The 20,823-nt window shown below is 69.1% G+C and carries 16 protein-coding genes; 10 read left to right on the top strand and 6 right to left on the bottom strand.

The genetic code is table 11. The annotated features are described in order from the left end of the window. Window positions 1–28 precede the first annotated feature (28 nt). The 3 genes from E3O67_RS02555 to E3O67_RS02545 are packed head-to-tail and all read right to left on the bottom strand — an operon-like array spanning window position 29 to window position 3,291. Entirely contained in the window at window positions 29–937 is a 909-nt protein-coding gene (locus E3O67_RS02555; RefSeq protein WP_134432945.1) for a carbohydrate ABC transporter permease, read from the bottom strand. Continuing rightward, entirely contained in the window at window positions 934–2,028 is a 1,095-nt protein-coding gene (locus E3O67_RS02550; protein WP_134432943.1) for a carbohydrate ABC transporter permease, read from the bottom strand. Before E3O67_RS02550 ends, E3O67_RS02555 begins: the two co-directional genes overlap by 4 nt. A 6-nt stretch (window positions 2,029–2,034) precedes the next feature. Next, window positions 2,035–3,291 carry an extracellular solute-binding protein gene (locus E3O67_RS02545; protein WP_134432941.1) on the bottom strand — a complete coding sequence of 419 codons (1,257 nt, stop codon included), beginning with the start codon at window positions 3,289–3,291 and terminating at the stop codon, window positions 2,035–2,037. A 292-nt stretch (window positions 3,292–3,583) separates the two neighbouring features. On the opposite strand from E3O67_RS02545, the gene E3O67_RS02540 reads away from it, so the two are divergent. The 5 genes from E3O67_RS02540 to E3O67_RS02520 all read left to right on the top strand — a co-directional run bounded on the left by E3O67_RS02540 (window position 3,584) and on the right by E3O67_RS02520 (window position 9,874). Beyond that, entirely contained in the window at window positions 3,584–4,633 is a 1,050-nt protein-coding gene (locus E3O67_RS02540) for a LacI family DNA-binding transcriptional regulator (protein WP_134432939.1), read from the top strand. Window positions 4,634–4,649: 16 nt separating this feature from the next. Further along, on the top strand, window positions 4,650–5,531 hold the full coding sequence (locus tag E3O67_RS02535) for an SDR family NAD(P)-dependent oxidoreductase (protein WP_134432937.1): 882 nt from the start codon (window positions 4,650–4,652) through the stop codon (window positions 5,529–5,531). 67 nt (window positions 5,532–5,598) lie between these two features. Next, window positions 5,599–7,461, top strand: coding sequence for a methyltransferase (locus tag E3O67_RS17310; RefSeq protein ID WP_241979391.1), 1,863 nt, complete (start codon window positions 5,599–5,601; stop codon window positions 7,459–7,461). A gap of 329 nt (window positions 7,462–7,790) precedes the next feature. Further along, the gene (locus E3O67_RS02525; protein ID WP_166787062.1) at window positions 7,791–9,239 is read left to right on the top strand and encodes an NAD(P)/FAD-dependent oxidoreductase; all 1,449 of its coding nucleotides are present in this window, start codon (window positions 7,791–7,793) and stop codon (window positions 9,237–9,239) included. 347 nt (window positions 9,240–9,586) lie between these two features. Further along, the gene (locus E3O67_RS02520) at window positions 9,587–9,874 is read left to right on the top strand and encodes a hypothetical protein (RefSeq protein WP_135101772.1); all 288 of its coding nucleotides are present in this window, start codon (window positions 9,587–9,589) and stop codon (window positions 9,872–9,874) included. On the opposite strand, the gene E3O67_RS02515 is transcribed toward E3O67_RS02520, so the two are convergent. From E3O67_RS02515 to E3O67_RS02505, 3 genes are all read right to left on the bottom strand, one after another. Continuing rightward, window positions 9,861–10,580: a Pr6Pr family membrane protein gene (locus tag E3O67_RS02515; protein WP_134432931.1), complete on the bottom strand. Its 720-nt coding sequence runs from the start codon at window positions 10,578–10,580 to the stop codon at window positions 9,861–9,863. The two genes, E3O67_RS02520 and E3O67_RS02515, sit on opposite strands and share 14 nt — an antisense overlap. A 238-nt stretch (window positions 10,581–10,818) precedes the next feature. After that, complete coding sequence (locus E3O67_RS02510) at window positions 10,819–11,088, bottom strand: acylphosphatase (RefSeq protein WP_134432929.1); 270 nt, start codon at window positions 11,086–11,088, stop codon at window positions 10,819–10,821. Between the two features lie 591 nt (window positions 11,089–11,679). Further along, complete coding sequence (locus E3O67_RS02505) at window positions 11,680–12,702, bottom strand: LacI family DNA-binding transcriptional regulator (RefSeq protein WP_134432927.1); 1,023 nt, start codon at window positions 12,700–12,702, stop codon at window positions 11,680–11,682. 186 nt (window positions 12,703–12,888) lie between these two features. Here E3O67_RS02505 and E3O67_RS02500 point away from each other — a divergent pair, with 186 nt between their 5' ends. The 5 genes from E3O67_RS02500 (at window position 12,889) to E3O67_RS02480 (ending at window position 20,790) form a co-directional block, all read left to right on the top strand. Then, complete coding sequence (locus E3O67_RS02500; RefSeq protein WP_134432925.1) at window positions 12,889–14,991, top strand: beta-galactosidase; 2,103 nt, start codon at window positions 12,889–12,891, stop codon at window positions 14,989–14,991. Continuing rightward, window positions 14,988–15,926, top strand: coding sequence for a carbohydrate ABC transporter permease (locus E3O67_RS02495; RefSeq protein WP_134432923.1), 939 nt, complete (start codon window positions 14,988–14,990; stop codon window positions 15,924–15,926). Before E3O67_RS02500 ends, E3O67_RS02495 begins: the two co-directional genes overlap by 4 nt. A gap of 5 nt (window positions 15,927–15,931) precedes the next feature. Next, on the top strand, window positions 15,932–16,840 hold the full coding sequence (locus E3O67_RS02490; protein WP_370259926.1) for a carbohydrate ABC transporter permease: 909 nt from the start codon (window positions 15,932–15,934) through the stop codon (window positions 16,838–16,840). A 72-nt stretch (window positions 16,841–16,912) separates the two neighbouring features. Continuing rightward, on the top strand, window positions 16,913–18,244 hold the full coding sequence (locus E3O67_RS02485) for an extracellular solute-binding protein (protein WP_134432921.1): 1,332 nt from the start codon (window positions 16,913–16,915) through the stop codon (window positions 18,242–18,244). Between the two features lie 68 nt (window positions 18,245–18,312). Then, on the top strand, window positions 18,313–20,790 hold the full coding sequence (locus E3O67_RS02480; RefSeq protein WP_135101776.1) for an alpha-galactosidase: 2,478 nt from the start codon (window positions 18,313–18,315) through the stop codon (window positions 20,788–20,790). Window positions 20,791–20,823: the final 33 nt, after the last annotated feature.

Raw genomic sequence — 20,823 nt, 5'->3', positions numbered from 1 at the left:
GGGGTACGGGAGGCGCCGGCGTGGCCGGCTACTCCTTCACCGCCCCGTCGGTGGTGTTCATGATGCGTTTCTGGAAGATGAAGAACATCACCGCGACCGGGATGGTCATGATCGCCGCCGCGGCCAGCTTGAGCGGGTATTGCGTGCCCTGGCTGAGCTGCCCGGAGGCCAGTGACGCCACGCCCTTGGTCAGCGTCGTCAACTCGGGGGACTGCGTGGCGACGATGAAGTGCGACAGCTCGTTCCACGACCCCTGGAACGACAGGATGATGATGGTTACCAGGGCAGGCCGGGCCATCGGCAGCACGATCGACCAGAACACGCGGAAGGTGCCGGCCCCGTCGATGCGGGCCTGCTCCTCCACACTCGCCGGAATCGACTCGAAGAAGTTCTTCATGATGAAGACGCCCGCGGCATCCGTGAGCAACGGCACGATCATGGCCACGTAGGTGTCGTAGATGCCGAGCTGGTTGATCACCAGGAACTTGGGGATCAGGAGCACGACGCCGGGCACGCTCATCACGGCGATGAGCAGCGCGAAGATCACATTGCGGCCCCGGAAATGCAACCGGGCCAGGGCGTACCCGGCCAGGGAGTTAAAGAAGACACGGCCGAGGGTGACGAAGACCGTGACGATGGCGGAGTTCTGGAACCAGACCGGGAAGTCCGAGTTGAGGAACAACCTCTCGTACGCGGCCGTGGACCAGGTCTGCGGCAGAAGCGACATGGGATTGCTGGCGGCATCGCCATCCGTCTTGAACGAGGTGGCAACCTGAATCAGGAACGGGGCGATGTAGATGGCCGCGAGCACGATCAGGATCGCGTAGAGCAGCGACCGGCCGGCGACCTGGCGGTTCGGCAGCTGTTCCCGGCTCAGGGCGCGCAGGCGCCGGGAGGGGGAGACGGTGCGCTCGCGGGTTTTCACCGTGCTGCTCATTTCGAACCTCCGGATGTCGGGATCGGCAGATACGGACGCATCCGCCGGGCTGAGACCCCGCGTTCGGCCAGCAGCCAACGCTGAAGCAGGGTGAAGACCACGATGATCACGAACAAAATGAAGGCGATCGCGGCGCCCTGGCCCCAGGCCTGGTTGGTGAACGCGGCCTGGTAGGAGAGATAGGCCGGGGTGAGCGTGGTCTTGCCGGGCCCACCCTGGGTGCCGGTGTAGATCTGGTCGAAGACCTGCCAGGCACCGATCAGGCCGAGGGTGAGCACGGTGAAGAGCGTCGGCCGCAGCTGGGGGAGGGTGACCCGCCAGAACCGCTGCCAGCCATTGGCGCCGTCCATCATGGCGGCCTCGACGACGTCGCCGCTGAGGTTCTGCAGCGCGGCGATGAACAGCAGCATGAACGTGCCGCTGGTGGTGAACACGGCCATCAGGATGAAGGCGCTCATGGCCACGGATGGCCCGGCGAGCCACTCCCAGAAGGAGATGCCGAGGAACGTGTTGCCGGTGAGTGCGGCCGGGCCGGTCTCGACACCGAACGCTCCCAGGAGGTTGTGCAGCACGCCGCTCGGGTCGTTGAACCAGTTCGGTCCGTTGACGCCGATGAACGCGAGCAGTTTGTTGACGGCGCCGCTGGCACTGAACAGGAACAGCCAGAGCACGGTGATGGCCACCGAGCTGGTCACCGACGGAAAGTAGAACGCGGTGCGGAAGAAGCCGCGGCCGCGCAGGATCTGCCGGTTGACCAGCACGGCCAGCAGCAGCGACAGCATGGTCTGGATCGGCACGACCAGGAGGACGTACCAGGCGTTGTTCCGCAGAGCAGTGCCGAAGTCCTGTTCGGCCAGGCCGCCGCCGCCGACCAGGGCGGAATAATTGTCGAGGCCCACGAACGACACCGTGCCGCCGAAGGGGCTGCCGCGGCCGTTCCAGTCGGAGAAGCTGACCCAGAGGGCCATCAGCACCGGGATGACCAGGAACAGGCCGAGCAGGATGATCATCGGGGCGGTGAAGAGCCACCCCGAGGCGGTCTCGCCGCCCCGGATACCGGAGCGGCGAGGCGTGCGTGCAGGCGTCGACATGGTGGACTACTTCAGCAGTGCTTCGAGGTTCTTCTGCACCGAATCGAGGATCGCCTGAGCGTCCCCGGTCTTCAGCGACTCGAGCTGCGCGTTCAGGTCGCTCGTGACGTCAGCGGCGCCCTTCACATTGGGTACGCCCTGGGCGTAGTCGGCGCCGTCCAGGAACGCCACGAGGGTGGGGTTGGCGTTCTTCCACTCGTCGGCGGCCGACTGGATCGAGGGCATCGGGCCGAAATCTTCGGAGAAGGTGAGCTGGGCGTCCTTGCTGGTGAGCTGTTCCACCAGCTTGAGGGCGGCAGCCTGGTTGGGGCTGTCGGCGGCGATTCCCCAGCAGTTGGTGAACTGCAGGGTGCCCTGGCCCTCCGGGCCCGCGGGCAGCTCGGCGACCGTGTAGTTGACCGCGGGGAAGTCGCTCTTCATCGCGCCCGTGATCCAGTTGCCCTCGATGGTCATGGCCGAGAGCTGCTTGCCGAACGCCTCGCCACCCCAGCCGGCGCCGATTTCGCTGGCATAGCTCATCACTCCGTCGTTGAGGAGCGTTTGCGCGTATTCGAGGCCCGCGACGCTCTCCGCGCTGTTCGCGGTGGCCTCGGTGTTGTCCTCGTTCATCAGGCTGCCCCCGGCCTGGGCCATGAACGCGCCCAGCCGGGCGTACTCGCCGCCGAGGGCGAGTCCGACCTGGGTGTCGGTGGTGAGGGTCTTGCTGACGGCCGCGAGCTCGTCCCAGGTAGTGGGAATGTCGGCGTCCGTCAGCCCGGCCTGGGCCCAGAGGTCGGTGTTGATGACCAGACCCAGGGTCGAGAAGTCCTTCGGCGCGCAGTAGAACTCGCCGTCGTAGGTGAAGGAGTTGACCAGGCTCGGGTAGAAGTCATCCTTGTTGGCCAGCTCGTCGCCGTAGGCCAGAAGCGAGCCGTTCGACGCGTAGCCGGCGAGGGCATCCGTCGACAGGTAGAAGACGTCGGCGGGCTTCTGGGCCGCGAAGCCCTGGGCGAGCTGCTGGTTGAGGTCGCTGGCGACGCTGACCTTGGCGTCGGTGCCGGTTTTCTCGGACCAGGCGGCGACGGCCGCGTTGACGGAGGCGGTCTCGGCGTCGCCGCTGGAACCGATCAGGACGTTGAGTCCCTGGGCGGAGTCGCTGGTGAGTTCACCGCCGGCGTCGGCGGTGTCGCCGAAGCCGGATCCGGAACCGCAGGCGCTGAGCGTGAGGGCGCCGGCCACGGCGAGCCCGGTTCCGATCAACCAGCGGGAGTTGCGTCGTTGCATCGTTTTTCTCCTTGAGTCGCGCATCGATGCGCGTTTGCTTGTGTAGAGGTCACGATAGCTGAATTTATTTGATCGATCAAACTTTTCTTTGGATCGATCCAATCCGCGTGTTTCCGGGGATCCGGGTTGGCCGGGGAGGTAAGCGGGAAATGCCCTGACCGGCAGGCGGATCGGACGCGGCGCCCTCATTCCCTGCGATCCGACGGGACGGGGTAGTCTCGGCAGAACAGTATTTGATCGTTCAATCCACGGGGGCAGGCGCGTCCGGCAGAGGCTTGGGGCAGGAGCGGCTATGGGTGGTTTCCCCACGGTGACGGATGTCGCGCTCGCGGCCGGCGTCTCCCGCCAGACGGTCTCGAATGTGATGAATTCGCCCGGCATCGTGCGCGCCGACACCCGCCAGCGGGTCGAGGCTGCCATCAAGGAGCTCGGATACCGGCCGCACGCCTCCGCCCGCCGGCTGCGGACGCGGCGCAGCTCGACCATCGGCATCCGTCTGGACCCCATGATCGACGGCATCTCCGGTTCGGTGCTCGACCGGTTCCTGCACGCCCTGACTGAGCAGGCCGACGCGCAGGGGCTACGCGTGCTGCTCTTCACGGCCACGAGCCCCGAAGACGAGATCACCCAGTTCCGGCGCCTGAACGACGGCGCGGATGTCGACGGTTTCGTGCTCACGTCGACATTCGCCGGTGACCCGCGAACCCGCTGGCTGATCGAGAACGGCATCTCCTTCGTCACCTTCGGTCGGCCGTGGGGAGCCGACGACATGAACGACCCGCAGCACCTGTGGGTGGACGTGGACGGCTGGTCCGGCCTGCACGAGGCCACCCGGGCGCAGCAGGAGGCCGGAGCCCGGCGGATCGCCTACATCGGCTGGCCCAGCCCGTCGGGCACCGGTGACGAGCGCCGACGGGGCTGGTACGACGCGATGATGGAGCGCGGGGAGGTCTCGGGCGAGGAACTCGCCCGGCTCGAGGTCGTCACCACCGACGGCGTCAGCCAGGGCACCGCCGCCATGCAGCGGCTGCGGCAGCAGGCCGGCCTGGTCGACGGGGTGCTCTGCGCGAGCGACTCCCTCGCCCTCGGGGCCATGATCGCCAACCCGGAGCGCGTGCCGGTCACCGGCTACGACAACACGCCTGTCGCCGCCGCGGTCGGGCTCTCCAGCGTCGATCAGGCCGTCGACGAGGTGGCCGCCGGGGTGCTCGAACTGCTGACCGGAGAGTTCGGCGGCAAGGTGCACGGGGCCCCCGAGTCGGACGAACCTCGGCACCGGTTGATCACTCCCCGGCTGGTCGTTCGGGAGTTCGCCGCCATCCCGATGGACGTGGCCCGGTAGCCGCTAGCATGGCGCCATGACGTTGCCTGAGGTTGTCGGTGCCCCGGTTGTCGGTGCCCCCGATTCCGTCGGGCTCCCGGGTTCTGCCGGTCTCCCCGTGCCTGTCGCTTTCGCCCTGCCCCTCGCGTGGAATCTCGCCGGCCGCACCGCCTTGGTCACCGGGGCCGGCAGCGCCTCCGGGATCGGTTTCGCCGCGGCACGGATGCTGGGTGAGCTCGGTGCGGACGTCGTGCTCACCGCCACGACCGAACGCGTGCACGAGCGCGCGGCCGAGCTGACGGAACTGGGCATCGCGGCATCCGGAATCGTCTGCACCCTCGACACCGAGGCCGGCGCCCTGGTGCTCGCCGACGCCCTCGCCGACGCGGGCCTGGCCCCGACGATTCTGGTGAACAACGCGGGCATGGTCGCGGTCGGCGACCCCGAGATGCTGCACGGCGACGTGAGCACCACGTCGCCGGAGGAGTGGGACCGTGGCCTCGCAATCAACCTGTCGACCGCGTTCCACGCCACCCGCACCGTGATCGGCTTCATGCACGCGGCGACGTGGGGGCGCATCGTCACGGTGTCGAGCGTCTCGGGGCCGGTGATGGCGTCGCGCGGGGACCTGACCTATGCGGCCGCGAAGGCCGGTCTGGCCGGGCTCACCCGAGCGCTCGCCGTGGATGAGGCCTGGCTCGGCATCACCGCCAACGCGGTCGCGCCGGGCTGGATCGAGACCGGGTCACAGCTGGAGAGCGAGGTGGTCGAGGGCGCGCTCGTGCCGGTCGGGCGCAGCGGGACCGCTGCGGAAGTGGCATCCGTGATCGCCTGGCTGGCCTCGCCGGGCGCGTCCTACGTCACCGGTCAGACCATCGTCGTCGACGGCGGCAACAGTGTGGCCGAGGAGCGCCGGTAGGGGCCGGCGGCCGGTGCGGCGGCCGGTGCGGCGGCCGGTGCAGCGGCCGGTGCAGTTGAATAGACGGGTGACTTCTGCCCTGATCGCCCGGCTTCGCTCCGACCTCGCCACCGCCAACTTTTCGGTTTCGGCCCTCACCGGGCTGTGGGGGAGCGAAGCGGATGCCGCGCTGCGCCGCAACCAGCGGGTCCCGGCGCTGCGTGCGCTCGACGGTCTCCGGGAGAGGCTCGGGCACACCGAGCCCTGCATTACGCTGGCCCGACTGTTCGTGCTCGGCCTGCCCGTTGACCGTGCGGATCTCGATGCCGCCCTCCCCGCACTGGGCGCCGCCGGGGCCGAGGAGCTCGGCCTCGCCGCATCCGTCGTCGCCTTCCCTGAACCCGATCAGGGCGGCGCCGTCCGCCCGCTGCTCGAACTGCGGCCCTACAGCTTCGTCGACGCTCACGGCGCGGGAAGCTGGTGGATCCTGTCCGACCTGGGCGAACTCGCACTCGGCCACCCGCTCGGCGAAAGCCATGTGCTCGGCGTGGGCGGGGCATCCCTCACCCTGAGCGGGCTGCTGATCCCGACGCCGGTGGCCAGCGCCCTCGATCTGGGAACCGGCTGCGGCATCCAGGCGATGCACGCGTCCCGGCATGCCGACCGGGTGATCGCCACGGATATCTCTGCGCGGGCGCTCGAGCTCGCCGCGGTGAACGCCGAGCTGAACGAGATCGACAACATCGAGTTCCGCCTCGGCAGCCTGTTCGAACCCGTCGTGGGGGAGCGTTTCGACCACATCATCTCCAACCCGCCGTTCGTGATCACCCCGCGGGTGCCGGGTGTGCCCGCCTACGAGTATCGCGACGGCGGCCTGGTCGGCGATGCCCTGGTCGAGGCGGTGGTGCGCGGTGCGGCCGGCCATCTGACCCCCGGCGGCATCGCCCAGCTGCTGGGCAACTGGGAGTACCACGCCGGGCAGGACGCCTTCGAGCGCCTGACCGGCTGGCTCGACGTCCCGGCTTCTGTCCCGGCTTCTGCGCCGGCTTCCGTCCCGACTTCTGCCCCGGCTTCCGTCCCGACTTCTGTCCCCGCTTCCGCCCCCGTGAGCCCTGACGAATTCGACGGAGATTTTGCCCGAAACACCCCGAATTCGACTCCGACGCCCCCTCTGGGAGCAAAATCTCCGTCGAATTCGTTCGCAGCCGGGGCTGGGGCCGAAGCCGAAGTCGGGGCTGGGGTCGAAGCCGAAGTCGGGGCCGAAGCCGGGGCCGGGGTCGGGGTCGAGCTCGCGGCTGCCTCGGCTGCAGAGGCCACGGATGACGCGGCACTCGACGCCTGGATCATCGAACGTGAGGTGCAGGCCCCCACGCTCTACGCCGAAACGTGGATCCGCGACGGCGGCACCCGCGCCGACACGGCCGACTTTGAGCGCCTCTACGGCGCCTGGCTCGACGACTTCGAGGCGCGCGGCGTGAGCCAGGTCGGCTTCGGCTACATGCTGCTGCGCCGCCCGGCCGCCGGCACCCCGACCCTTCGCCGCCTCGAACGCATCCCCGGAGCCCTCGGCCACAATCCGGGGGGCATGGGCAGCCACCTCGCCGCCTGCCTCGCCGCCCACGACTGGCACGCGGCGACGGATGACGCCCGCCTCGCCCGCGCGCGGCTCGCCGCCGCATCCGATGTCACTGAGGAACGGCACTACTGGCCCGGCCTGGAGGACCCCACCCTGATGACGCTGCACCAGGGCAGCGGCTTCGGCCGTTCGATCGCGCTGGACACCGGCCTCGCCGCGCTGGTCGGAGCCTGCGACGGTGAGCTCGACGTGGGCTCGATCGTCGCCGCGCTGGCCCAGCTGCTCACCGTCGACGAGGGCGAGCTCGCCGCGGACCTGCTCCCGCGCGTGCGGGAGCTGCTCGACGATGGCTTCCTGCAGCATCCGCTCGACTGACGTTTGGTCGCCGGTTGCGCTCGCGGCATCGCCCGCCCGTCAGCCCACGCGTCAGCCCACGCGTCAGCCCAGACGCCCGCCCACGCGCCCGCCGCCGGCGAACGTAAACCCGGAGATTTTCGCGACACGTCGTGATTCGGCGACGGATGCCGGGTGTCGCGGAAATCTCCGCAGTTACGTGCGCGCCCCCTCCGCCCCACGCGCGCCCCTCGCCCCTCGCGCCCCTGCCCCGACCAGCCACTTCACCCTCCGCTGAGGTAACTTGGTCGTACTGCCCGGCCCCGCTCGGAAAGGAGTACGCCGGCGCCACCCGTGGCGCGGACACAGCAATGAAACGACGAACCTTTCTGATCGGCTCGGTCTCCGGCCTGAGCCTGGTCGCGCTCACCGCGTGCGTGGCGCCGACGCCGCGGCCCACGGCATCCGTCACGCCCACACCGACGACGACCTCGCTCGTGCCGAAGCCGGCGGCCATGCGCCGCACGTCCTGGTCGGCCGACCCGTTCGCCCGCGGATCCTTCAGCTTTCCTGCGGTCGGCGCCACGCCCGAGCAGCGCGCCGCGCTCAGCGAGCCCGTCGACGACCGCCTGTTCTTCGCCGGGGAGGCCACGTCCACAGACGCATTCGGCACGGTGCAGGGCGCCCGCGACTCCGGGGAGCGCGCCGCCCGTGACGTGCTCGCCGCCGCGAATCCGGGGGAGCGCATCGCCGTGATCGGTGCCGGAATCGCCGGGCTCGCGGCGGCCCGCGACCTGGCAGACGCCGGCTACGACGTGGTCCTGGTCGAGGCCCGCGACCGCATCGGCGGCCGCATCGACACCGTCACCGACAAGGACTGGCCGTTCCCGATCGAGCTCGGCGCGTCGTTCGTCTGGCGCACCGGGCAGACCACCCTCGACGAGGACCTCACCGACCGCGGGGTCGCCACGGCCCCCTTCACCGCTGTGCCCGAGGTTCGCACGACTGCCGGCACGGTTCTGCAGGTGCCCGGCACCGGCTCGCAGGCGGTCGGCACGGCGCTGGCCTGGGCCGCCGACCAGCCCGCCGACGTGTCCATCGCGCAGGCCCTCGCCGACTCGGGTGCGTCCAAGCTTTCGACGACGGATGCCGACACCGGCGTTTCCGACGCCGACTGGCTCGATTACCAGATCACCGTGGTGCTCGACCCGAAGTGCGGTGCCCCCGTCGCCGAGCAGTCCTCCTGGTACTCGGAAGCAGACGCCCAGGCCGACCCTGACGCCGACCCCGGCGAGGACCGCATCGTGCTGGGCGGCTTCGCCACCCTGCTCACCGACCTCAGCGAGGGCATCGACGTGCTCGGGTCCAGCGTGGTCACCAGGATCGCCTACAGCGACGCCGGCGCGAGCCTCCGCCTCGGCAACGGCGAGTCCCTGTCCGCCGACCGGGTCATCGTCACCGTGCCGTTGGGGGTGCTGAAGACCAAGGTGATGGAGTTCGACCCACCGCTGCCCTTCACGCACCGCGGCGCCATCTCCGCCCTCGGCATGGGCGCGCTCGACAAGATCTGGCTCCAGTTCGACGAGCCGTTCTGGGACACGGATGCGCCGCTCTGGGCCACGGTCGGCGGCGACGACGACTTCCGCGTCTGGATCAACATGGTTCCGATCACCGGCGAACCGGTTCTGGTGGGCCTGGTTGCCGCGGAGACCGCTCTGCGCCTCGCCGAGGTCGACGACGACGAGTTCCTGGCCGCCGCCCTGAGCAGCCTCGAGCCGTTCAACTCGACCGTGCCGACGGCCACGCCGGCCCCGGAGTAAGCGCGGCACCCGCACGCGGTACTCACACGCCTCCCACCGCCAAAACACCTGTCCAGCGCCTCGCAAAAGTCAACCCTTCGCTATTCCAAGATTCGTGGTGTACGCTCCTTCCAACGTCCAGTCGGTGAATTCTGGCCCCCATTCAGGGCACTTTTTCATGCAGGCGCAGCCCGTCGTGGTGCAGCGCCCAGAGGTCCAGTCGTTACCCTGACTGGCTCTGCCGACGGATTCCTGAGGGGTGAATACCCCCGGTCCAGACCGGGCTCGTTCCGCCGGCCATCCCGGTGCGGTCGCCACCGGGATGCACCACCTCCGCCCGCGACTGCTTCACTCTTCTGCTTTACCGCGTGATTGCTGTGCTCCCCATGGATACCCTCCTCGACATCGACCTCGAATCAGTCGTCCTTCTGGACTTCGACCCTGACCTGCCCTGCGAGGGCACCCACCACATTCGCGGACTGAGCGGACATCAGCCCACCGCCCCCGGCTCCTTCATGGTGGTCTCGCCCTGCTGCGGACCCAAGGTCGTGCAGTGCACTCCCCGGGTCCTCGCGATGCAGGCATCCGGTGTGCTCTACTGCGGCGCCTGCCAGGGCGAGCATCTGACCAGCGAATACACCTTCACGCCGCTATAGGCTCGCGCCGCAATGCCGGCTGGGGCAGCCGCGACGTGGCCGTGAGTACGGCTGCGATCGCGGTGAAGAGCAGCAGAGCCGCCAGGCAGTAGACCGCGGTCTCGAGCGGTCCGCGCACCTGCACCGGGTCCAGGAAGAAGTACGGGTACCAGCCCACGACCGACCCGCGGATAAGCGTGAACACTCCCCAGATCGAGGGCACCACGAGAATCCAGGCCAAAATTTTCCAGGGCAGCCGGGCCTTGCCGGCATCCGTCAGCCAGTCGAGCAGCGCGATCGCGGGAATCCAGAAGTGCAACAACTGGCTCGACCAGGGCACCTCGATCGTGTAATCGCGGGTTGAGGACTGGATGACGATGGTCAGGAACACGATCCCCGAGACGGTGATGTAGGTCGTGACCAACAGCCGGAACCAGTCCAGCCACGGTGGGTCGGTCGCGTGCCGGAAGGCGACGATCGCGGCAACGACGAAGGCGACGACCGCGGCCATGCCGCTCAGCACGGTGAAATAGCTGAAGTAGTTGGCGATCTGGAAGGTGGCGAAACCGAGCACGTAGTCGAAGTAGCCGGCCAGGGCCACGACGCCCAGGAACGCGAGCAGCAGGCGGCCGATGCCGAACCCGCGGCGCACCGTGTGCACGGGGAAGGTCCGGGGGGCTCGGGCGACCAGGGCCGGATGGGTGGCAGCCGCAGGGAGTGCGCGCATGCCCGGATCCGTCGCCGGCGCGAGGACGCGCTTCGTTCTTTCCGTCCGAGCGGGATCGGCTGCTCGCGCGCACATGCTTCCACGCTACGCCAGCCTCGCCGTGAGTCGTGAGTCGTGCGTCGTGGGCCGTGGGCCGTGGGCCGTGGGCCGTGTGTCGTGGGCCGTGTGTCGTGGGTCGTGGGTCGTGGGTCGTGGGTCGTGGGTCGTGGGCCGTGGGTCGTGCGTCGTGCGTCGTCGGTCAGAAGCCGATCTGGAACCCGGTCTCGCCGATCGGCGGAATAGTGGTGACCTCGACCGCCTCCACCCGGGCCGACGGCGGGCCGTGTTGCAACCACGCGAGCATCGCCCAGACGGATGCCGCGTCGCCCTCCAGCTCCGCGTCCACCGCGCCATCCGTCCGGTTGCGCACGAACCCCGCGAGACCGAGGCGGCGTGCCTCGACCTGGGTGTAGTAGCGGAACCCCACTCCCTGCACCATCCCACGCACGACCGCCTGTTTGCGAACCATTCCTCCAGTGTGCCCGGCCCCCGGCCCACCCGCACCGGTCGTCACCCGGCCCGCACGCCACCCGCCCCCGTCGCCTGCCCACCCGCCTGCCTGCTTGCTTGCTTGCCTCTCTGCGCGCCTGCCTGCCCGCCTGCCCGCCCGCCTGCCCGCCCGTCTGTCTGCCCGCCTGCGCGCCCGTCTGCGCGGTGGCGAACTCAGGAGATCCGGCGCGGGCATCCGTTTCGCCCCCGGAAATACGCGGGTCCATGCGGATGCGCGTAGCCGGCGGGAGCATTCTCCTGAGTTAGCCGCACGGGGCGGGGAGACTCGGCAGATCAGTGCTCGGCGGGGCTCCACGTCAGACTGCGTGCCTGCCCACCTGTTTGCCCGTCTGCGGGGTGGCGAACTCAGGAGATCCGGCGCGGGCATCCGTTTCGCCCCCGGAAATACGCGGGTCTATGCGGATGCGCGTAGCCGGCGGGAGCATTCTCCTGAGTTAGCCGCACGGGGCGGGGAGACACGGCCGGAATGCTCGTCAGACCCGTTGCCGGCCTCGCCGTGGGCCCGCCCGTACCCGCTGTGCGCCTGGCCGGACAGCAACGCACACCCGGCTCAGGCGGAGTCGCGCCAGACGATCGGAGTCTCCAGCAGGATGCCGCCGGCCGGCTGCTCCTCGCCGCGCAGCTGGCCGAGCACGCACTGCGCCGCCGCCGCGCCGAGGCCGAAGGCCGGCTGGTGGACGGTGGACAGGTGCGGCTGGGTGCGGAGCGCCCAGGAGCTGTCGTCGAAGCCGACGATGCCGACATCGCCGGGCACGCTGCGCCCGGCCTCGCGGAGAGCCTCCAGGGCTCCGGCCGCGACCGCGTCGGAAGCGGCGAACACACCATCGATCAGCGGGTCGCGGTCGAGCAAATCGCGCATACCCAGGGCCCCGTCGGTGAACGTGTAGAGCGGTACTCGGGCGACCAGGGCCGGGTCGAAACGGTCGCCGAGGGCATCCGTGAAGCCGGCCAGGCGGTCGGCGCCGGAATCGCGGTCGAGGGCCGCCGCGACCATGCCGATGCGCCGGCGGCCGGTCTGCATCAGGCGTTCCGTGATGGCGCGCGCCGAGGCCCGGTTGTCGATGCCCACGAAGGGAAGCTGACGCAGGTCGGGCGGATGTCCGACGAAGGCGGCCGGAAGGCGCAGCTTCTCGATCACGCGGATGATCGGGTCTTCCTGCCGGGCGGAGACGATGATGACGCCGTCGACGAAGCCGCCGCTGAGATAACGGGCGACGCGGTCGGTGTCGCGCTGGGAGTCGATGACGAGGCTGACCATCTGGTAGTCGGCGCGGGAGAGCACGGTGTTGGCACCGAGCAGGATACCGCCGATGTTGGGGTCGTCCAGGAACAGGGAGTGCGGCTCGTGCACGATGAAACCGACGGCCTCCGAGCGCTGCATGACCAGGCTGCGGGCGGCATTGTTCGGCACGTAGCCGACCTTCTCGATGGCGGCCTCGATGGCGATGCGGGCCGCCGCCGAGACGTAGGGCTCGTCGTTCACGACCCGGCTGACCGTGCCGCGGGACACTCCGGCTTCGACGGCGACGTCGTGGATCGTCGCACGTTTGCGTCGAGACGGGATGGTCACCATTTGATAACTGTAACGCCCCCGAACAGACTCCGCGCTTGACACGGCCGCCGAAACCTACCTACTCTGTGTACGTTCACAGAAAGCCCGACGGTGTGTTTTGCTCTCGACTCTGTGCACGTTCACAGAGTCGTCGACATCCCGGTTGCCGCAGGGCAGCGGAACCGGGAAGCCACAGTCAGGGAGCACATGAATTCGCGAGCAGCCACTTCGGACGGGAAGGCCACGGCCTCGGCCTCGGCCAGCCCGTTCGTGCACGAGGGCATCGCCTACGGCTGCGACTACAACCCCGAGCAGTGGGGTCCCGACGTCTGGGCCGAAGACGTGCGCCTCATGCGGGAGGCGGGCGTCGATCTCGTCGCCATCAACATCTTCGGCTGGTCGCACCTCGAGCCGCGGCCGGGCGAGTACGACTTCGCCACCCTCGACACGATTATTGAGCTGCTGCACGCCAACGGCATCCGAGTCAACCTCGGCACCGGTACCTCATCGCCGCCGCCGTGGCTGACCACGCTCCACCCGGAGATCCTTCCGGTGACCGACGACGGCACCACCCGCTTCCCGGGCGGCCGTCAGGCCTGGTGCCCGAGCTCGGCCGTGTTCCGCGAGCACGCGCTCGCCCTGGTCGAGCAGGTCGCGAAGCGGTACGGCCACCACCCGGCCATCGCCCTCTGGCATGTGTCCAACGAACTGGGTTGCCACAACGCGCTGTGCTACTGCGACGACACCGCGGCCGCATTCCGTCTCTGGCTGCAGGCGCGGTACGGAACCATCGATGCCCTGAACGCCGCCTGGGGCACCTCGTTCTGGAGCCAGCGCTACGGCCAGTGGGCCGAGATCCTCACCCCGCGGCTCACCCTGTCCAGCCAGAACCCCGGCCAGGTGCTCGACTTCCACCGGTTCAGCTCCGCCGAGCTGCTCGACTACTACCGGTTGGAGGCCGCGGTGTTGCGCCGCCACTCGGACGTGGCGGTGACCACGAACTTCATGGTCACCGCGCACATCCGTAACCTCGACTACTGGTCCTGGGCCGGCGACATGGACATCGTCGCCAACGACCACTACCTCGACCACCGTCTCGCCGACCCGGCCACCGAGCTCGCCTTCGCCGCCGACCTCACCCGCGGGCTCGCCCAGGGCGAGCCCTGGCTGCTGATGGAACAGGCCGCAGGCGCGGTCAACTGGCAGCCGCACAACCTGGCCAAGGCGCCCGGCGAGATGACCCGCAACTCCCTCGCCCATGTCGCCCGCGGCGCCGACGGCATCTGCTTCTTCCAGTGGCGCGCCTCCCTGCAGGGGTCGGAGAAATTCCATTCGGCGCTGGTGCCCCACGCCGGCACCGACACCGTGCTCTGGCGGGAGGTCGTGGCCCTGGGCGCGACCCTCGACCGGCTCGCCGAGGTCACCGGCAGCCGGGTCGTGGCGGATGCTGCGCTCATCTTCAGCTGGGAATCCTGGTGGGCCGGCGACGGAGAATCCCGTCCCTCCCACGCGGTGCGCTACCTCGACCAGGTGCATGCCGCGTACACGGCCCTGCACGACCTCGGCGTCACCGTCGACATCGTCTCCCCGGATGCCGACCTCTCGGGCTACCGCCTCGTCGTCGCCCCGAATCTCTACCTCGTCTCGGACGCGCAGGCCGAGAACCTGCGCTCCTACGTCGCGGCCGGCGGCCACGCCCTGATCACCTTTTTCAGCGGCATCGTCGACGAAGACGACCGGGTGCGCACCGGCGGCTACCCCGGCGCGTTCCGCGAGATCCTCGGCATCACGGTGGAGGAATTCTCCCCGCTGCTGCCCGGCCATCTGCTCGCCCTCGACTCCGGCGCCGCCGCGAGCCTGTGGAGCGAACGCCTGCGCGTCGACACCGCCGAGGTGTTCGCCAGCTACCTTGACGGGCCGCTGCCCGGCATCCCCGCCATCACCCGCAACCGGCACGAACGCGGCACCGCCTGGTACGTCGCGACCGCGCTGGAGGCCGGCGCCCTGCGCGACCTCGTGCGCACCGTGGCCCAGGAGGCCCGCGTCACCGCCGTCGGCCCGGAGCGTATTGCAACCCCGGAACGCACGGACGCCCCGGAGCGCACCGCAACCACGCAGCGCTCCGGCAGCATCGAGGTCGTGCGCCGCGTGGGTGCCACCCACAGCTATCTGTTCATCATCAACCACGGTCACGGCGACGTCGAGCTTGCGGCCGCCGGCCACGAGCTCGTCACCGACGAACCCGTCGGTCGAATTGTGCGCGTGCCGGCCGGAGCCGTCCGCGTGATTAGAGAGGACCCCGCATCATGAGCGCACCAGCCGTCCCCATGACGGATGCCCCGGGCAGCGCTGCCCGGAAGAGGCCCCGCGCCGCCAGGCCCCGCGTGCAGCACAGAGGCGCGATCCTCGCGTTCGTGCTGCCGTTCGGCACCCTGTTCGCCCTGTTCTACCTCGTGCCGATCGGCTACGCGATCTACCAGTCGCTGCTCGTGATCGAGCGCGAAGGCACCTTCGGTCAGGCCACCGAGGTGTTCGGCGGGCTGACCCAGTACATCCTGGTGTTCCAGAACGGCCCGTTCTGGCAGTCGATCGGCCGGGTACTCGCCTTCGGCGCCGTGCAGGTGCCGATCATGCTCGGCCTCGCACTGCTGTTCGCGCTGCTGCTGGACTCGCCGCTCGTGCGAGGCAAGAAGTTCTTCCGGCTGGCGTTCTTCGTTCCCTATGCGGTGCCGGGCGTCATCGCCGCGATCATGTGGGGCTACCTCTACTCACCCAACCTGTCGCCATTCAGCGCCGTCACCGAGAACATCAACTTCCTCTCGGCCGACCTGGTGCTCTGGGCCATCGCCAACGTCGTCACCTGGGTGTTCGTGGGCTACAACATGCTGATCATCTACTCGGCCCTGCTGGCGATCCCGACGGAGCTCTACGAGGCCGCCCGCCTCGACGGCGCCGGGCAGCTGCGCATCGCGTGGTCGGTCAAGATCCCGCTGATCATGCCGGCGATCATCCTGACGGCGATCTTCTCGATCATCGGCACCCTGCAGCTGCTCGCCGAACCCCAGGTGTTCCGCAGCTTCAGCTCGGCCGTGACCAGCACGTTCACCCCGAACCTGACGGTGTACTCCACCTCATCGATCCCGAACTTCAACCTGGCCGCCGCATTCTCCGTGGTGCTGGCCCTGGCCACGTTCATCCTCTCCTTCACGTTCCTGAAGTTCACGCAGCGGAAGGAAGCCAAGTGAGCACCCTGACCCCCACCACCCCCGCCAAGCCGACCCGCGGCATCCGTTCCACCGAGGCGAAGGCGCCGCGCGCCCAGCGCGAGAGCCCGTTCGCCCGGGTCAGCGCCATGATCGTGATGGGCGTCTTCACGCTCTACTTCCTGGTGCCGATCTGGTGGCTGCTGGTGGCGGCCTCGAAGAGCCGCTCCCAGTTCAACAGCACGAACCCGCTCTGGTTCGCCGACTTCTCCCTGTTCGAGAACATCGGCAACCTGATGGCGTACCGCGACGGCGTCTACCTCAAGTGGATGCTCAACAGCGCGCTGTATGCCGGTGGCGGCGCCCTCGTGGGCACCATCATCGCCGGCATGTGCGGGTACGCGCTGGCGAAGTACAACTTCCCGGGTCGGGAACTGATCTTCAACGTCGTGCTCGGCGGGGTGCTCGTGCCTGCCACGGCCCTGGCGCTGCCGTTGTTCCTGATCTTCAGCCAGATCAGCCTGACCAACACGTTCTGGTCTGTGTTCCTGCCCAGCCTGGTCAGCCCGTTCGGGGTCTACCTCGCCCGCATCTACGCCTCCGCCAGCGTGCCCGACGAGTTGATCGAGGCCGCCCGCTTGGACGGTGCCGGCGAACTGCGCACCTTCTTCACCGTCTCGGTACGGATGATGGTGCCGGCCCTGGTCACCGTCTTCCTCTTCCAGTTCGTCGCCATCTGGAACAACTTCTTCCTGCCGCTGATCATGCTGCGCGACGAGACTCTGTTCCCGGTCACGCTCGGCCTCTACGCCTGGAACTCGCAGGTCAACCAGATCCCCGTGCTGCGCGACTACGTACTGATCGGTGCGCTGCTGTCGATCATCCCGCTGATCATCATCTTCCTGCTACTCCAGCGCTTCTGGCGGAACGGCCTCAGCGCCGGTTCCGTGAAGTAGCCGGTTACCGTGACGTAGCACCCCCTCAAGCTGCACCACCCCACCCCACCCCACCAAGAGAAAAGAAGAACAATGCAGATCAAGAAGAGAGCAGCCGCCGTCGCCTTGCTCACCGCGGCCACGGTCGTGCTGACCGGTTGCGCGTCGGGTTCGACCACGTCGTCCGGCGGCGACGCCGCCGCCTGCGAGCCCTCCGAGGGCAAGGTCGACCTCACGTTCACCACCTGGATCCCCGGCATGGAAGAGGTCGTTGCCGTCTGGAACGAGGAGAACCCCGACGTTCAGGTGAAGGTGCAGACCGGGCCGAACGGCAACGGCGGCACCTACCAGAACTTCTTCAACCAGCTCAAGGCCGGCAACGCGCCCGACCTCGGCCAGATCGAATACGACGCGCTCCCGAACTTCCGCGTGCAGGACGGTCTGATGAACCTCGCCGCCTGTGAGGGTGTTCTCGACGCCAAGGCCGACTTCGTGGACTGGACCTGGGGTCAGGTCAACTTCGGTGAAGACGACGCCGTGTACGCGGTGCCTCAGGACGCCGGGCCCATGGCCATGTTCTACCGCGCCGACCTCTTCGAGGCCAACAACATCGCGATCCCCACCACCTGGGAAGAGTATGCGGTTGCCGCCGAGGCCGTGCGCGCCACCGGCGGGTACATCACCAACTTCTCGCAGAGCGACATCAACCAGTTCGCCGGATTCGTCTGGCAGGCCGGCGGAAGCTGGTTCGAGAACGACGGCGACAACTGGACCATCGACCTGACCAGCCCCGAGTCCGTCAAGGTCGCCGACTACTGGCAGGACCTGATCGACCGCGACCTCGTCTCGACCAACCCGCCGTGGACCGACGAGTGGAACAACGCCTACAACACCGGCTCCAACTGGACCTGGAACTCCGCAGCCTGGGGTGCCAACTCCATCGCCAGCGGCGCTCCGGACACCTCCGGCAACTGGTCCGTCGCCCTCTCCCCGCAGTGGGCTGCCGGCGACAACGCCGCCGGTAACTGGGGTGGCTCGTCCACCGCGGTGTTCACTGGCTCCAAGCACCCCTACGAGGCTGCCCAGTTCGCGCTGTGGCTGAACACCTCCGACGAGGCGCTCACGATGCTGAATAAGTCGGCCAACCTGTACCCGGCCGCCAAAAGCGGCCTCGAACTGCCGGCCCTCAAGGAAGGCGTCGAGTTCTACGGCGGCCAGGCCATCTACGACGTGTTCGCCGAGGCATCCGGTCACGTCTCGCCCGACTTCATCTGGGGCCCGACCATGACGCAGGTGTACAACGACACCTCCGACGGTTTCAAGGGTGCGGTCACCGGCAACGGAACTCTGTCGGATGCTCTCACGAGCGCCCAGAAGAGCACGATCGACGCACTCGAGGCTCAGTCGATCCCGGTCAACAAGTAGCATCAGCGTCACGGCAGTACCGCAACATCACCGCAGTGAACGATGAGAAGTGAGCAGTAACGGAATTGATGCACCCAGTCCCGGCCCCGTCGCCGACCGACCCCGTGTCGATTCCCTACCTCCGTGCCGCGGGCACCAGCCTCGTGCTGGATGCCCGCGGCACGGGTGTGCCCGTCATCGTGCACTGGGGTGCCGACCTGGGTGACCTGAACGGTGAGCTGCTGACCGCGTTGGCCGACGCATCCGTGCCGGCGATCTCGCCGAGCTCGATCGACGTGCCCCTGCGGCTCTCGCTGCTGCCCACCCTCGCGGAGGGCTGGAGTGGACGTCCGGGGGTGAGCGGGTTCCGGCCCGGCGGGCGCGGTGGCGGGGCCCTCGAGCTGCGCCTTGCCGAGGTGCAGGCAGGCCGGGGCTCCGGCTCCGGCCGCGTGCTGGGCGGCACGCAGTCCCTGGCGATCTTTCTGACGGATGCCGCGGCCCGGGTGGCCGTGCGCACCGACCTCGAACTCTCGGTCGAGGGTGTGCTGCGACTGCGCCACACCCTCACCAACACCGGCACCGACCCTCACCTCGCGGCGTTCGAGCTCGGCTCGCTCGACGTGATCCTCCCGGTGCCGGACCGGGCCGGGGAACTGCTCGACTTCACCGGGCTGTGGACCCACGAACGCCGGCCGCAGCGCAGCACGCTCGGCCACGGCGTCTGGAGCCGCGAGTCCCGCCACGGCCGCCCCGGCCACGACGACTCCTACCTGATGGCGGTCGGCACGCCCGGGTTCGGTTTCCGCACCGGCGAGGTGTGGGCCACCCACCTGGCCTGGAGCGGCGACAAGCGCGCCTGGGCCGAGAACAGTGCGCTGGGCTACTCGGCGCTGGGCAGCGGCGAACTTCTGGCCCCGGGTGAGCTGAGCGTGGCCAATGCTGCGAGCCACACCACCCCGTGGACCGTGGCCGTGTACTCGGCTGCCGGACTCGACGGGCTGTCGGCGCGGCTGCATCCGTGGATCCGGAGCTGGTCGACCATCACCGGCCCCCGCCCGGTCGTGCTGAACACCTGGGAGGCCGTGTACTTCGACCACGACCTGCCCACCCTGGCCCGCCTGGCGGACGCCGCGGCCACGGTCGGCGTGGAACGCTTCGTGCTCGACGACGGCTGGTTCACCGGCCGCTCGGACGACCGGCGGGCCCTGGGCGACTGGTTCGTGGATCCCGTGACCTGGCCCGGCGGACTGCACCCGCTGATCGAGCACGTGCACGCGGCCGGGATGGATTTCGGCCTCTGGGTCGAGCCCGAGATGCTCAGCCTCGACTCCGATGTGGCCCGCGCGCACCCGGACTGGGTGCTCGGCGGGGTGGGGGAGGACTCGGCTGGGGTTGGTGTTGGTGTTGGTGTTGGTGCTGGTGCTGGTGCTGGTGCCGGTGCCGGTGCTGGTGTTGCCTCGGCTGCGCTGACCTGGCGGTTCCAGCGGGTGCTCGACCTCGGCAACCCGGATGCCTTCGACTGGGTGTTCGCCCGGCTTAACGCTCTGCTCACCGAGTACCCCATCGCCTACCTGAAGTGGGACCACAACCGTGACCTGCTGGCCGGTTCAGCCCACCGGCAGACGGTGGCATTGTACCGGCTCATCGACGCCGTGCGCGCCGCTCACCCGGGCATCGAGATCGAGTCCTGCGCGTCGGGGGGAGCCCGGATCGACCTCGGCATCCTCGAGCGCGTGGATCGGGTCTGGACCAGCGACACCAACGACCCGCTCGAACGGCAGCAGATCCAGCGGTACTCGAGCGTGCTGCTGCCGCCGGAATACCTCGGCGGGCACCTCGGCGCGGCCACGGCGCACACCACCGGGCGCACCTCGGAGCTCAGCTTCCGGCTGGCCACCGCCCTATTCGGCAGTGCCGGCATCGAGTGGGACCTGACGCGTGCGAACGAGGCCGAGCTGATTCAGATCGCCGACTGGATCGCCTGCTACAAGCGGCTGCGGCCCCTGTTGCACTCCGGCGTCGTCGTGCGGGCCGACCCCAGCGACCCGGCTCTCGAGCTGCACGGCGTCGTCGCCCCCGACCAGAACTCGGCCCTCTTCGCCCAGGTGTCGCTGGCCGCCCCGCGCGCGGCACTCCCGGAGCGGATGCGGTTCCCCGGTCTCGCGCCCGACCGGCGCTACCGCGTGGCGTCACTGCCGCTGGGCGCGCCCCCGCGCACGATTCAGGATGCCCCGCCGGCCTGGCTGGCGGAGCCGGGCTCGCCCGGTGCTGGTGCTGCTGCTGCCGTCGCTGGTGCTGCCGGTGCTGGTGGTGCTGGTGGTGCCGGTGCTGGTGCTGCCGGTGCTGGTGCTGCTGCTGGCGCTGGTGGTGCCGTTGCTGGTGCTGCTGGTGGTGCCGTTGCTGGTGCTGCTGGTGGCGCTGGTGGTGCCGTTGCTGGTGGTGCCGTTGCTGGTGCTGCCGGTGGCTCCGTCACGTTGACCGGTGCGGTGCTCGCTCTCGTCGGGTTGCCCGCGCCGCTGCTCGCTCCGGAGCAGGCCGCGCTCTTCACGGTCGACGCGGTCGACTAGCATCCTGTCGAGGAGTCGCTGCTCACGCGTCCG

It is taken from the genome of Cryobacterium sp. TMT3-29-2 (genome assembly GCF_004564305.1).
Taxonomy (GTDB): Bacteria; Actinomycetota; Actinomycetes; order Actinomycetales; family Microbacteriaceae; genus Cryobacterium; species Cryobacterium sinapicolor.
Note: the sequence above shows the minus strand (reverse complement) of the source record. Positions and strands in the feature narration are given on the sequence as shown.

What these genes read in the sequence shown, in the direction of transcription:
- E3O67_RS02555 (WP_134432945.1), bottom strand. Translation starts at nt 937, where the DNA reads ATGAGCAGCACGGTGAAAACCCGCGAGCGCACCGTCTCCCCCTCCCGG.
- E3O67_RS02510 (WP_134432929.1), bottom strand. Translation starts at nt 11,088, where the DNA reads ATGGTTCGCAAACAGGCGGTCGTGCGTGGGATGGTGCAGGGAGTGGGG.
- E3O67_RS02545 (WP_134432941.1), bottom strand. Translation starts at nt 3,291, where the DNA reads ATGCAACGACGCAACTCCCGCTGGTTGATCGGAACCGGGCTCGCCGTG.
- E3O67_RS02495 (WP_134432923.1), top strand. Translation starts at nt 14,988, where the DNA reads ATGAGCGCACCAGCCGTCCCCATGACGGATGCCCCGGGCAGCGCTGCC.
- E3O67_RS02480 (WP_135101776.1), top strand. Translation starts at nt 18,313, where the DNA reads ATGCACCCAGTCCCGGCCCCGTCGCCGACCGACCCCGTGTCGATTCCC.
- E3O67_RS02515 (WP_134432931.1), bottom strand. Translation starts at nt 10,580, where the DNA reads ATGCGCGCACTCCCTGCGGCTGCCACCCATCCGGCCCTGGTCGCCCGA.
- E3O67_RS02550 (WP_134432943.1), bottom strand. Translation starts at nt 2,028, where the DNA reads ATGTCGACGCCTGCACGCACGCCTCGCCGCTCCGGTATCCGGGGCGGC.
- E3O67_RS02500 (WP_134432925.1), top strand. Translation starts at nt 12,889, where the DNA reads ATGAATTCGCGAGCAGCCACTTCGGACGGGAAGGCCACGGCCTCGGCC.
- E3O67_RS02525 (WP_166787062.1), top strand. Translation starts at nt 7,791, where the DNA reads ATGAAACGACGAACCTTTCTGATCGGCTCGGTCTCCGGCCTGAGCCTG.
- E3O67_RS02505 (WP_134432927.1), bottom strand. Translation starts at nt 12,702, where the DNA reads ATGGTGACCATCCCGTCTCGACGCAAACGTGCGACGATCCACGACGTC.
- E3O67_RS02540 (WP_134432939.1), top strand. Translation starts at nt 3,584, where the DNA reads ATGGGTGGTTTCCCCACGGTGACGGATGTCGCGCTCGCGGCCGGCGTC.
- E3O67_RS02535 (WP_134432937.1), top strand. Translation starts at nt 4,650, where the DNA reads ATGACGTTGCCTGAGGTTGTCGGTGCCCCGGTTGTCGGTGCCCCCGAT.
- E3O67_RS02485 (WP_134432921.1), top strand. Translation starts at nt 16,913, where the DNA reads ATGCAGATCAAGAAGAGAGCAGCCGCCGTCGCCTTGCTCACCGCGGCC.